Raw genomic sequence first — 12,670 nt, 5'->3', positions numbered from 1 at the left:
TCCCGATGCCGCAATATACCCCGCCGGTGCGCGACACCCGCTTCGTCCTGGAGCATGTCGTTGGCCTCTCCCGCTATGCGAATGTGCCGGGCTTTTCGGCTGCCGCGCCGGATACCGTCGACGCGGTGCTGGAAGAGGGCGGACGCTTCGTCGCCGAGGTTCTGTTCCCGCTGAACCAGTCGGGCGACCAGGAAGGCTGCACCCGCCATGAGGACGGTTCGGTCACGACGCCGGCCGGCTTCAAGGAAGCGTACAAGCAGTTCGTTGAATCCGGCTGGGGCACGCTGTCCGCGCCAGAGGCGTTCGGTGGGCAGGGCATGCCGCACGTCATCTCGACCGCGTTTCAGGAGTATATGATCTCCTCCAACATGGCGTTCGCCATGTACCCGGGCCTCGCGCATGGTGCGATCGCGGCGCTGGTGGCGAAGGGATCGCCCGAGCAGCAGGAGAAGTACCTGCCCAAGATGGTGTCCGGCGAATGGGGCGGCACCATGAACCTGACCGAGCCGCAGTGCGGCACCGATCTGGGCCTCATCCGCACCCGCGCGGAGCCGCAGGCGGACGGTTCGTACAAGATCACCGGCACCAAGATCTTCATTTCGGCCGGCGAGCATGATCTGACCGAGAACATCATCCACCTGGTCCTTGCGAAGACGCCGGGGGCGCCGGACAGCTCGAAGGGCATCAGCCTGTTCGTGGTGCCCAAGTTCATGGTGAACGACGACGGCTCGCTGGGTGAGCGCAACGCGGTGTCCTGTGGCTCGATCGAGCACAAGATGGGCATCCACGGCAACGCGACCTGCGTGTTGAACTATGACGGCGCGACGGGCTGGCTTGTCGGTGAGGAGATGAAGGGCCTGGCGGCGATGTTCATCATGATGAACGCGGCACGGCTGGGTGTGGGTCTTCAGGGTCTCGCGGTGGGCGAGACGGCGTATCAGAACGCCGTCCAATACGCCGAGGACCGTCGCCAGGGTCGCGCGTTGACCGGCGCGGCGGAGCCCGACGAAAAGGCTGATACGCTGTTCGTCCACCCGGACGTTCGCCGCATGCTGATGAACGGCAAGGCGTGGCTCGAGGGGCTGCGCGCATTGTGCCTGTGGGGCGCGCTTCAGGTCGACCTGGAGCATAGCGCGGAGGATGAGGCCGCGCGGCAGGAGGCGGCTGACCTCATCGGGTTGCTGACCCCGGTCATCAAGGGCGTCGGCACCGACAAGGGCTATGCGATCGCGACCGACGCGCAGCAGGTCTATGGCGGCCATGGCTACATCCAGGAATGGGGGATGGAGCAGTACGTGCGCGATGCCCGTATCGCGATGATCTACGAAGGCACCAACGGCGTGCAGGCGATGGACCTCGTCGGCCGCAAGCTGGCGATGAACGGCGGCCGCGCAATCCAGCTGTTCTTCAAGATCGTGGCGGAGGAATGCGCCGGGGCGAAGGGCGGTCCGGCGGCTGATTTCGCCACGCGCCTCGAAAAGGCGCTGGGTGAGCTTCAGGCGGCGACCATGTGGTTCATGGGGAACATCTCCAACCCCAACAACATCGGTGCGGGCGCAGTGCCGTACATGCACCTGCTGGGCGTCGTGTCGGTCGGCCTGATGTGGCTGCGCATGGCGGTGGCTGCTGCGGCGCTGAAGGACGCGGGCCAGGGCGATGCCGCGTTCCTCGACGCGAAGCTGGTGACGGCACGCTTCTTCGCGGAGCGCGTGCTGCCGGAGGCGGGTTCCTATCGTCGCCAGATCGAGGGCGGTGCGGAGGCGCTGATGGCGCTGCCGCCCGAGATGTTCCGCTCTGCTTGAGGCGGACAGTTCTCGATTTGATCAAATAGAAGGTCGGCGGGGCCTATGCTTCGCCGGCCATTTCTGTACTTGCGCAATGACGCTGCAGCAGGGCGTCACTCCACTCCGGTGCTGTTCTGCGTCCCGGTTTCACCGAGATCGGACTTGCGGCGCACACCGTCCAACTCCGTCGGTCCGCGACCTTCTTCCTTTGGGACCGGGTTCGCGCGCAGCGTCATCCGCTTCATGCAGGGCGAACGCTTCTTGAACTCATCGCAATTCCAGAGCGTACGCTCCAAGCCGCTGCTTCGATCACGGATGTAGCTGAACGACATGGCGTTCAGCTGCTCGGGCGTCAGAGGAAGGGTAAAAGCCATTGCGTTCGGCTCCGTCCACCCCATGAACTTGCAGCGCGGCCGCTCGGCGCAGGAGGCAAGAGCCATGCCGGTGAAGCTGTCCGCCTGCGCCGGGTTCAGCATGGTCAGGAACGTGCTCTGGTCGCTCGCGAGCGGCAGCGGCGTACGGCCAAAGAACGGCACGGCTTCGGCCACCGCCGTGTCGCCGTCTCCCGCGCCAAGTGCGAGCCGGTGCGCATCCGATACTGCAGCGAGCTTCGCGATCGCCATTTCGCCCGGCTGCTGCCCGCGGTTGAAGGCCGGGCCGGTGCCCCACCAGCCCGTCCAGCGGAAGAACAAATGGGTGTGGACTTCGGCAATCTTGTCGAGGCTGGTGCTCCAGTACGGCACCACCCAGTCCGTATGATAATGCGTCGCCCAGCCGACCGGCTTGTAAACGGCGCCGCGCAACGCTTTGGTTGCGATGTCGCGAGCGCGAGTCCAGGCGGCCGCTGAAGGCTGGCGTACCAAAGCGCCATCGCAGGTGAAGGTGAATTGGCAGCCGGTGGAACGCTCCGATCCCTGGAATACGACACCACACACCGTCTTCGGAAACGCTGGATGTCGCAGTCGATTAAGCACGACTTGGACAACCGCTTGCCCGCCAACCGCATCATCGCCGGCTTCATAATAAGCCGCTGCCGCGAGGCAGTCGGTCGCCCGGCTGAAGTCTGCGGCCCCGCCGATGAAGTGGAAGGGTCTAGCAGGCGGCACCGGGCCTTTGACGAAGGGAACCGCAGCGTTGATCGCGCGGGCGTCTTCCGGATTGATCGCCGCAAATTCCACGGGTTCGACCGGTGGCGGCGCAACGCGCGCCGGAATGATGCGCTTCTTGGCCAGCGCGGGAACTCCGGCCTCGCGCGCAACGGTAGGAATGAGGTGCACGACGACAAGCGGCGCAACAAGCGCGACGATTGCGATCAGGCCAAGAAGAAAATGAAGCGGGCGCAGCTTAGTCACGGCGCGGGCGCTTAATGGAAATTACGAGCCGGGCGAAGTGGCATCAATGGCGGCTGGTACCATTATGATCCGGTTCCGCCGTGTCGCCGGGCGACGACACGGCATTTCCGATCAAGCTTCAGGCAGGAAGTCCGGCACGGAAAGATAGCGCTCACCCGTGTCATAGTTGAAACCAAGGACGCGCGCGTTATCCGCGAGATCCGGTAACTTCTGGAGGATCGCCGCGAGCGTGGCGCCCGACGAAATACCGACCAGCATGCCTTCCTCACGCGCGGCACGACGTGCCATGTCCTTGGCGACCGCGGCGTCGACTTCGATCACGCCGTCAAGCGACTGGGTGTGCAGGTTCGCCGGAATGAAGCCAGCGCCGATGCCTTGGATCGGGTGCGGGCCGGGCTGGCCGCCGCCGATCACCGGCGAGGCTGCCGGTTCGACTGCATAGACCTTCAGATCCGGCCATTCCTTCTTCAGCGTCTCCGCGACGCCGGTTATATGGCCACCAGTGCCGACGCCGGTGATCAGAACGTCGATCGGCGCGTCGCGGAAGTCGTTCAGAATCTCCTGCGCCGTCGTGCGCACATGGACGTCGATGTTGGCAGCATTCTCAAACTGCTGCGGCATCCACGCATTAGGGGTGGTCGACACCAGCTCCAGCGCCCGTTCGATCGCGCCCTTCATGCCCTTTTCACGCGGCGTCAGGTCAAACGTGGCGCCATAGGCCAGCATCAGCCGGCGACGTTCGAGCGACATGCTTTCCGGCATGACAAGGATGAGCTTGTAGCCCTTCACCGCCGCGACCATGGCAAGGCCGATACCCGTGTTGCCGCTGGTCGGTTCGATGATCGTGCCGCCAGGCTTCAACTCGCCCGACGCTTCCGCCGCCTCGATCATGGCAAGCGCGATGCGGTCCTTGATCGAACCACCCGGGTTCGACCGTTCTGATTTGATCCACACTTCGGATCCGGGGAACAGCCGCTGGACGCGGATGTGCGGCGTGTTGCCGATCGTGTCGAGGATCGTGTTCGCCTTCATGGCTGGCTCACTCCGTGCTGGGTTTCGGGTGGGATAACCGAAAGAGGTGTCTCTGGTGGGTCAAAGGTTCGGGCGTTTTTCAGTTCCGGGAAGAGCCGTGACCATAGCAACGTGACGGCGATTGCCCCCACACCGCCGATCACCACGGCGCCTACGGGCCCAAGCAGCGAAGCCATGAGGCCGCTTTCCGCTTCGCCGAGTTCATTGGACGCCGAAATAGTGAGCTGGCTTACCGCGCTCACGCGGCCGCGCATCTCGTCCGGCGTGTGAAGCTGGATCAGCGAGCCGCGCACGTACATCGATACCATGTCAGCGCTTCCCGCGACGATCAGTGCGGCGAGGCTCAGGAAGAAGTTCTTGGAGATGCCGAAGGTGAGGATCGCAAGCCCGAAGATGACCACCGCGATCAACATCTTGCGGCCGACATCGGTGCGCATGGGGCGGAACGACAGCAAGATGCCGGTCGCAGATGCGCCGATGCCCATGCCTGCGGCCAAGAAGCCAAGACCCGTCGGGCCGACATGCAGGATGTCACGGGCGTAGATCGGAAGCAGGGCGGTCGCGCCGGCAAGCAGAACGGCGAACAGGTCCAGGGTGATCGCCGCCTGCACGAGGCGGTTGCGCTTCACATAGGCGAAGCCGTCGGCGATGCGGGCGAGGGGGCGACGGTCCTTCTGGGCGGCTGGTTGCGGCACCCGGCCGATGGTGAGGAGCAGGAGGAGTGCGACGCCGAAGAACAGCGTCATGCCGCAATACGCCACGATCGGCCCGATTGCGAAGAGTAGCCCGCCGACGCTCGGTCCCGCGATGAAGCCAACCTGCATCGCGATCGAGCCCAGCGCGATTGCCGTCGGCAGGCTTTCGCGCGGAACCAGATTGGGCGCGAGCGCGGAATAGGCCGGGCCGGCAAAGGCGCGCGCCACACCCACGAACACAGCCGCGCTGAACAGGATCGGCAGCCCGAGCCACCCCTCCCAGGTGGCGAAGCCGAGCATCGCGGTCGTCGCGGCGAGCAAGGTCGTGGTGCCGCGAACGATCCACCGGCGATCGATTGAATCCGCAATCAGGCCCACGACGGGCGTGAGGAGAAACAATGGCAAGAACTGCGCCAGGCCGATCATACCGAGGAGGAACGCTGCCTCTCGGATGTCCATTGTCTCTCGCGCGATGCTGTAGACCTGCCATCCCAGGACGATCGCGAGTGCAGATTGCGCGATCGTGCTTGCCAGCCGTGCCAGCCAGTAGCTGCGATAGTTCGAGATCCTGAGCGGATGGACAGAGGTCGACATGCGGCTCGTGGCTTAGGGCGGCTGAAGGCCACACACAAGAAACCCGATCTATGCGAGGCATTGGCGAGGAATTGCGCCGTCACCGTTTCCGGGCCTATAGGCGGCTGCTCCCCTTCCCCAGGAACCTACGAGGTCAACCCCCGTGGCAAGAACAGCCCGCGCGAAGAGCGCCGAACCCCCCGTCTCCAACCGCGAGCGCCCGAACGAGCCGCAGCCCTATACGGCCTCGAAAGACGAATTGCTTAAATTCTACAAGGACATGCTGCTGATCCGCCGCTTCGAGGAGAAGGCGGGACAGCTTTATGGTCTGGGCCTGATTGGGGGTTTCTGCCACCTCTATATTGGCCAGGAAGCAGTCGCCGTCGGCCTTCAATCGGCCCTGACCGAGAAGGACTCGGTTATCACCGGCTATCGCGATCACGGCCACATGCTGCTTTGTGGTATCCCGCCCAAGGACGTGATGGCGGAGCTGACCGGGCGTCAGGCCGGAATTTCGAAGGGCAAGGGCGGCTCGATGCACATGTTCAGCGTCGAGCATAAGTTCTACGGCGGGCACGGCATCGTCGGAGCGCAGGTGTCGCTCGGCGCGGGCCTCGGCTTCGCGCACAAGTACAATAACGATGGCGGCGTTTGCCTTGCCTATTTCGGCGATGGCGCAGCGAACCAGGGGCAGGTGTACGAAAGCTTCAACATGGCGGAGCTGTGGAAGCTGCCCGTGATCTTCGTCATCGAGAACAATCAGTACGCGATGGGCACGAGCGTCAACCGCGCCTCCGCCGAGGACCAGCTGTATCGGCGTGGCGAGAGCTTCCGCATCCCGGGAATCCAGGTGGACGGCATGGACGTGCTGGCCGCACGCGGCGCGGCCGAAGAGGCGCTTGCCTGGGTGCGCGCCGGCAAGGGGCCGATCATCCTCGAGATGAAGACCTATCGCTACCGCGGTCACTCCATGTCGGATCCGGCCAAGTATCGCAGCCGCGAGGAAGTGCAGGCGGTGCGCGACAAGTCCGATCCGATCGAGCACGTGAAGAAGCTGCTTGATGCGCAGGGCGTCAAGGAAGACGAGCTGAAGGCGATCGAGACCGAAATCCGCAAGGTTGTGAACGAGTCCGCGGATTTCGCCGAGAGCACCCCTGAACCCGATCCCAAGGAACTGTATACCGACGTGCTGGTGGAGAAGTATTGAGATGGCGATCGACATCAAGATGCCGGCGCTCTCCCCCACCATGGAGGAGGGCACGCTCGCCAAGTGGCTCGTCAAGGAAGGCGACACCGTGAAGTCCGGCGACATCATGGCCGAGATCGAAACCGACAAAGCGACGATGGAATTCGAGGCAGTCGACGAAGGTGTCGTCGGCAAGATCCTTGTTGCCGAGGGCACCGACAACGTGAAGGTCGGCACGGTGATCATGCAGCTGGAGGGCGAGGGCGCTGACGCAGCCCCTGCGGGCACCAGCGATCCGGCTGCGACCAAGGAAGACACCGCGGCGCCTGAAGCGAAGGCAGACGAGAAGAAGCCTGACGAGGTCGAGGACTCCGCGCACCCGGCGCAGGAGAAGGTCGAGACGGGCGCCCGGCAGATGTTCGAGGCGGCGAGGCACGACGCTGAAGTGACCGATCCGGCGATCCCCGAAGGCACCGAGATGGTGAAGGTGACCGTCCGCGAGGCGCTTCGCGATGCGATGGCCGAGGAAATGCGCGCTGACGAGCGCGTGTTCGTGATGGGCGAGGAAGTCGCGCAGTATCAGGGCGCGTACAAGGTGACGCAGGGGCTGCTGGACGAGTTCGGCGATCGCCGTGTTATCGATACGCCGATCACCGAGTACGGCTTTGCCGGCGTCGGCACAGGCGCGGCAATGGGCGGCCTCCGGCCCGTCGTCGAATTCATGACGTTCAACTTCGCGATGCAGGCGATCGACCACATCGTGAACTCCGCTGCGAAGACGAACTACATGTCTGGCGGGCAAATGCGCTGCCCGATCGTCTTCCGCGGGCCGAACGGTGCCGCCAGCCGTGTCGCGGCGCAGCACTCCCAGAACTACGGCCCATGGTACGCTAGCGTGCCGGGCCTGATCGTCATCGCGCCGTATGATGCTGCGGACGCAAAGGGCCTGCTGAAGGCCGCCATCCGTAGCGAGGACCCTGTAGTGTTCCTCGAAAACGAGCTGCTCTACGGCCGCTCGTTCGAAGTCCCCAAGCTCGACGACTGGGTACTGCCGATCGGCAAGGCGCGCGTGATGCGCGAGGGCAAGGACGTGACGATCGTCAGCTATTCGATCGGGGTCGGCCTGGCGCTTGAAGCCGCTGAGCAGCTGTCAGGCGAGGGTGTAGAAGCCGAAGTGATTGACCTTCGCACGCTGCGTCCGCTCGACAAGGATACGGTGCTCAAGAGCCTCGCCAAAACCAACCGCTTGGTGGTGGCTGAGGAAGGCTGGCCGACCTGCTCGATCGCCAGCGAGATCATCGCGATCTGCATGGAGGAAGGCTTCGACGATCTCGATGCCCCGGTGATGCGCGTATGTAACGAGGATGTGCCGCTTCCCTATGCCGCAAACCTCGAGAAGCTGGCGCTCGTCTCGTCCGAGAAGATCGTCGAGGCGGTTCGCAAGGTAACCTATCGGGGCTGATGTACCACTCCCAGTCCGGCTGCGTCATGCCGTGTATTTGTCACACGTCATGCGCGGTGCGGCCGGACTGGGATTGGTGATGCCCTTGCCGAAGTCACGTTTGTCGCGAACGATGAAGCTTGCGATATGGTGCAGCCGCGTCTCGCCAATGAAGTAGTTCGAGACAAGCGGGCGATAATCGTAGTTGATCTCCACGAAGATCACGCCCGATCCCGGCGGTGCGATGACCTTGGCGCCGGCCGGCCCCATACCGGTGAAGGAATATGAGGCGGACTTGCCATCGCCTTCGTTGCCATAGGACGAGTCCCAGTTCGCACCCCGCTTTAGACCGACGCAGCGCTGCCAATGGATATATTGGCCGCCGGAGTTGGTTGTCTCGATGCTCGACACGGTGATCCGCCCCGTCTGAGTGATTCCCATCGCCTGACCCTGCAGACGCGCGCCTTGCAGAACGTCGTTCATGTCGACCTCGCGCAGCTCCTGCGTCTGCAGCGACGTATCAGCGCCGACGCGGGAGGCGTTATCGGCCAAAACCAGGGCGAGTTGGCTGACCTTCATCTGGGTTATGCCGAAATTGGCGAGCTCGATCGAATAGAGGCCGACCGGCACGAGGATTGGCAGCGTCAGGGCGAATTCTAGCATCGCAAGGCCCTGGCGATCCCGCCGGAGGCTGCGGAACGTCTGTATCACGTGCATATCGTTGCCGGAGTTGAGTTGCTGCTCTTGTCGTACGGCTGGTTCTTCAGCAGTGTCGATGCGGACACGTCCTGGTTCGGCGGGAGGCCAAGCATCTTTCCCAGCGGGAAAAGCCGCGGATAGCGAATGTTCATCGTGTAGACGACGGTGTCATTGGCATAGCCTTGGCCGGTCTTTCCGGGGTCGGCGTCCCACTGCGCGTTGCCGTTGAGATCGGCAAAACACTCGCCCGGATCGCGGACCTTGTTGTCATTGGTATCGGTGAAGGGCTCCGGGCCGATCGCGGTGTAATTGGAATAGGCGGACCGCTGGCTGTTCCACGTGAGATCCTTCGCGACAGCCCGAACCGATGAGACGACGCGGGCGTCAATCTCGGTTACCTTGGACAAGCCGGTCTCAAGCCCGCTGTCGCGCCCCGCGCGTTGCACGGCGCCCGTCAGGATCGACTGGACGTAGAGCCGGTAGCAGAGGTCCATCACACCCATGAGGAGGAGGAGCATCACCGGCGCGACCAGCGCGAACTCGACGATCGTTACGCCTCGGCTGTCCGCGGTCAGGCGCTTTGGAGTGATATGTCTCACTCCGACACCCGAAGCTTCGCGATGTTCGACGCTATGTTGGCGAAGGCGCTGTTCAACTCGGCGGCATTCTTCGCCTCGAACGAGTTGCTCTCCGAGGACGCGCAATCGCTGAGCAGGGGCGTGAGTGACGTGCCGAACGCGATCACCCACACTGTCATGTTCTTGTTCTTCGCCACCTGGCAGAGCGCGGTCAGCCGCTTCTCGACCAGCGTATTCTGTTCGGAGTCGCCATAAGGCAGTCGGGAGGCGTCGGTGCGCCTACGATCGATGCCCGCCAGTCCGTAAGCATCATAATCGCCGAAGTTTGTTTCCGTCTTGCCATCGGTCATGAAGATGACGTGACGGGCGATCGCGCTGCCATTTGGGGCAGTCGTGTTCTCCGAGGCGAAGAGGCCGTCGGGCGACAGCAGGCGTAGGCCCCAGAGGAACCCGATGTCGTGATATGTGCGCCCTGCGACCTTCAATCCATTCAAATATGAGGTGAGCGTGCCCTTGTTGATTGCGGCAAGCTTTTGCGCCGCGGATGGGCAGGCAGCATAATCATTCGGATAGTTGCTGAGGTTGATGTAATTGCCGTTGTGCCGCACGGCCTTCATCGTGTCTGCGGGCCAATTGGCGGTTGAGGTCGTCGGGTTCGAGTAGCTTGTGTAGCTGCGCGCATAGACGAGTTGCGGAAGCCAGGGCCTCCATTGGGTGGCAGGATCGCTGGCGCTGGGCACCATATCGACATCGAGATCGTAAGCGTCAGTAGGGATGCTCGGATAATCGCTTTGGCGCACGGTGGCCCGCTCTTCGATGCAGGCGCTTGAGCTGTTCCACGTGATCGCACGGTTCGACCATTGGGAGCCGTTGCCACCATTGATCATCGCCTGGAAGGTGCCGCCCGCCATCAGGCCGGAGCCGCCATTACCTTTCAGCCCCCTGACGTCGAACGTTACCGGCTGATAGTTCCACCAATAGGTCTTGGCCGTGGAACTTGATGTACTGCCCCAGTTCGGGTTCTTGGTGCGGGTCTCGACGCGGCTGCGCTTCAGATTGTTGTACCGCGTCTCCGTGATTTTGCAGACGCCGTTCGACAAATTCGCGGAAAAGCTGCTCCCGGTAATTGTCTCAGTCGTCGTTCGACCCTGTGATCCGTTCGGGTTGGTGGTCCAGCTGGTCGAAGAACTGGCGGTCTTCTGCGTGTTCGGCGGCGCGAAGCAATTCTCCGGCAGGCCATAGGTCACGAACGTCTCGGTGCTGCCGGACAAGGTCGTCCAGCCGCTATAGGTTGACGCATTCCACTCGCCTTGGGTCGAGGTGTTCGTCTTCTCCGTGATGTCGGCAGGAGCGCGGGACTGGTATGTCCAACTGTCGACCATCCAGTCGCGCTTCAGCAGCATGCCGACGTTGACGGTCGAGGAATAGGGCACGAACCCGTAGCGGATCTGGCTCGAATTGGTCTTCGATCCCTCTAGCGCGTCATAGAAGCTGACGACGGAGGAACGAAGCGCGCTGATCCTGCTGACGCTGTCGGACGGGTTCGTCAGGCCCATCGATCCCGTCGTGTCGAGCACGAACATCACGTCGAGGTTCGGGATGTCGAGCTTCGCCTGGCAGGTGACATTGATCGTGGCGTCGCCGGCGCCGATCATCTTGGTCAGCGTCATCGGCACGACCGCGGATGCGGTTCCGCGCACCTGATTGTCCGACGTCTTGGAGAATATGCGAGTGCGGGACTTTGTACCAAACACCCCGACCTTAAAATTATTGTCGAAGAACATTTCCGCTTTCTGGTTCGCATCGGCGGAATACGTGGTGTCGACCATGAATTTGCGGCCGGCCAGGGCACCGGAATCGCAAGCTTGCTGCAGGCGCACCTTCACGAAATACATTCGCGAGGTATCGATCGCCGAACCGGCGAGGGCCGTGACGGGGATAGTTGCGATGGCCATGATCGCCAGAGCATTGCCCCGCGTGTCTTGCCCAAGTCGCTTGAGAAAAGTCTTTGGCGCAACGCCCGACGGCTTCATGTTGCCCCTGTCCCCGCAAATATTGTTTATGTTCTAGCGGGCTGTTATGACGTGCAGCTTCTAAACTACGATCAAGCGACATGGTTAACAACCCTCGAACCTTTGGGATCGACCCTGGAGGCGGCCATCCGGAGCGCGCGCTTGCGCTCGGCTATGCGCCGGCGGCCGGGCGCGAGGGGGTGCTTGCGGTGTTCGCGCTGGATGCGACGCTGGCGAAGCTGGCGCTCGGCACGCGCGATCCGATGGTGGCGCAGCTGCGACTGACCTGGTGGTACGAGGCGCTGATGGCGCTCCATGCAGCGCCGGCACCCGCGCAGCCGATCCTCCAGGTGCTGACCGAGGCAGGGGCGGATGGCGCGGCGCTTGCCGCCACTGAGGTGGGTTGGGAACAGTTGCTTGGGGAGACGGACGACGCAGCGTTGATGGCGTTTGCGACCGCGCGGGCGGGCGTGTTCCGGGAGGCGGGGCGGCTGGCTGGCGCTGCAGACAACGTCGCCGACGCTGGCGCTGGCTGGGCGCTGGCGGATCTGGCCGGCATCACGGCTGATCCGGCGGTAGCGAGCCGGTCGCGGGCCCTGGCGGCGCCGTTGCTGGCGCGGGCGGCGGGGCAGCGCTGGAGTTCGGCGGGGCGCTTCCTGGGGGCACTGGTGCATGTCGCGCGGGCGGACCTGGCGGGCGAGCGACCGGTTGGGGCGCCGGCGCGGGTAGCGCGGCTGGCGTGGCATCGATTGACGGGGCGGTAACGGGCTCCACAGGGGGAGAGGGGCATGTGGCGGTATCTGGCAGGGGGTGTCGCGGCGCTGCTGATGGTGGCGGCGGGCTGGATGCTGTTTTCGACCCGGGCGACGAGCGACCCGATCATCCCGTCCGCACCGCCGCCGCCCGCCTCGGCGCAGCGCACTGCTGGCAACGAAGTGGCCGATGCGCCGGTGCCGGAAGCCAGCGCGCGGACGCGGGAGGAGAAGCGCTTCGACCGATACGACAAGGATCGCAACGACAGCATCACGCGCGAGGAATATCTCGCCTCGCGTCGCAAGGCTTTTGCGAAGCTCGACACCAATGGCGACGGGCGGCTGTCGTTCGAGGAATGGGCGGCCAAGACGACCGCCAAGTTCGCCAGCGCCGACCGAGACAAATCGGGCGCCATGGACCGGGCGGAGTTCGCCACCACGGCGGTGAAGCGCAAGACCCCGCTGCGATCGGCGCGCAAACCCGAGTGCCCGCCGGTGCGCAGCGCGGATGACGACAGCTAAGCGCGGGGGCTAGCACTTCACGTCCCTCGGCGATGCTCGGGACG

The 12,670-nt window shown here is 63.7% G+C and carries 11 protein-coding genes; 5 read left to right on the top strand and 6 right to left on the bottom strand.

The annotated features are described in order from the left end of the window. The first annotated feature begins 5 nt into the window (after positions 1-5). The gene (locus ACH0AE_RS00645) at positions 6-1,802 is read left to right on the top strand and encodes an acyl-CoA dehydrogenase C-terminal domain-containing protein (RefSeq protein WP_294443144.1); all 1,797 of its coding nucleotides are present in this window, start codon (positions 6-8) and stop codon (positions 1,800-1,802) included. 95 nt (positions 1,803-1,897) lie between these two features. Here ACH0AE_RS00645 and ACH0AE_RS00640 read toward each other — a convergent pair whose 3' ends face one another. The 3 genes from ACH0AE_RS00640 to ACH0AE_RS00630 all read right to left on the bottom strand — a co-directional run bounded on the left by ACH0AE_RS00640 (position 1,898) and on the right by ACH0AE_RS00630 (position 5,457). Then, the gene (locus ACH0AE_RS00640; RefSeq protein ID WP_406875373.1) at positions 1,898-2,962 is read right to left on the bottom strand and encodes a cell wall hydrolase; all 1,065 of its coding nucleotides are present in this window, start codon (positions 2,960-2,962) and stop codon (positions 1,898-1,900) included. Between the two features lie 285 nt (positions 2,963-3,247). Next, positions 3,248-4,168 carry a cysteine synthase A gene (gene cysK, locus ACH0AE_RS00635; RefSeq protein ID WP_294443146.1) on the bottom strand — a complete coding sequence of 307 codons (921 nt, stop codon included), beginning with the start codon at positions 4,166-4,168 and terminating at the stop codon, positions 3,248-3,250. Then, positions 4,165-5,457, bottom strand: a complete 1,293-nt coding sequence (locus ACH0AE_RS00630) for an MFS transporter (protein ID WP_294443147.1) — start codon at positions 5,455-5,457, stop codon at positions 4,165-4,167. The genes cysK and ACH0AE_RS00630 overlap by 4 nt, the downstream gene beginning before the upstream one ends. 142 nt (positions 5,458-5,599) lie before the next feature. On the opposite strand from ACH0AE_RS00630, the gene pdhA reads away from it, so the two are divergent. Both pdhA and ACH0AE_RS00620 read left to right on the top strand, forming a co-directional pair. Then, positions 5,600-6,643 carry a pyruvate dehydrogenase (acetyl-transferring) E1 component subunit alpha gene (pdhA, locus tag ACH0AE_RS00625; protein WP_294443148.1) on the top strand — a complete coding sequence of 348 codons (1,044 nt, stop codon included), beginning with the start codon at positions 5,600-5,602 and terminating at the stop codon, positions 6,641-6,643. A gap of 1 nt (position 6,644) precedes the next feature. Further along, entirely contained in the window at positions 6,645-8,084 is a 1,440-nt protein-coding gene (locus ACH0AE_RS00620) for a pyruvate dehydrogenase complex E1 component subunit beta (RefSeq protein WP_294443149.1), read from the top strand. Positions 8,085-8,108: 24 nt separating this feature from the next. Here the strand turns inward: ACH0AE_RS00620 and ACH0AE_RS00615 are convergent, their stop codons facing one another. Genes ACH0AE_RS00615 through ACH0AE_RS00605 form a run of 3 tightly spaced genes read right to left on the bottom strand, consistent with a single transcriptional unit; the run spans position 8,109 to position 11,373 of the window. Continuing rightward, entirely contained in the window at positions 8,109-8,726 is a 618-nt protein-coding gene (locus ACH0AE_RS00615; RefSeq protein WP_294443150.1) for a histidine kinase, read from the bottom strand. Between the two features lie 44 nt (positions 8,727-8,770). Beyond that, positions 8,771-9,361, bottom strand: coding sequence for a TadE/TadG family type IV pilus assembly protein (locus ACH0AE_RS00610; protein WP_294443151.1), 591 nt, complete (start codon positions 9,359-9,361; stop codon positions 8,771-8,773). Continuing rightward, positions 9,358-11,373, bottom strand: coding sequence for a pilus assembly protein (locus ACH0AE_RS00605; RefSeq protein ID WP_294443152.1), 2,016 nt, complete (start codon positions 11,371-11,373; stop codon positions 9,358-9,360). Before ACH0AE_RS00605 ends, ACH0AE_RS00610 begins: the two co-directional genes overlap by 4 nt. An 80-nt stretch (positions 11,374-11,453) precedes the next feature. Here ACH0AE_RS00605 and ACH0AE_RS00600 point away from each other — a divergent pair, with 80 nt between their 5' ends. Together ACH0AE_RS00600 and ACH0AE_RS00595 are read left to right on the top strand one after the other, a co-directional pair. Beyond that, positions 11,454-12,116, top strand: coding sequence for a hypothetical protein (locus ACH0AE_RS00600; RefSeq protein WP_294443154.1), 663 nt, complete (start codon positions 11,454-11,456; stop codon positions 12,114-12,116). 24 nt (positions 12,117-12,140) lie between these two features. Continuing rightward, on the top strand, positions 12,141-12,626 hold the full coding sequence (locus ACH0AE_RS00595; protein WP_294443155.1) for an EF-hand domain-containing protein: 486 nt from the start codon (positions 12,141-12,143) through the stop codon (positions 12,624-12,626). Positions 12,627-12,670: the final 44 nt, after the last annotated feature.

The sequence above is a fragment of the Sphingomonas sp. 179-A 2A2 NHS genome, assembly GCF_045371305.1.
Taxonomy (GTDB): domain Bacteria; phylum Pseudomonadota; class Alphaproteobacteria; order Sphingomonadales; family Sphingomonadaceae; genus Sphingomonas.
Note: the sequence above shows the minus strand (reverse complement) of the source record. Positions and strands in the feature narration are given on the sequence as shown.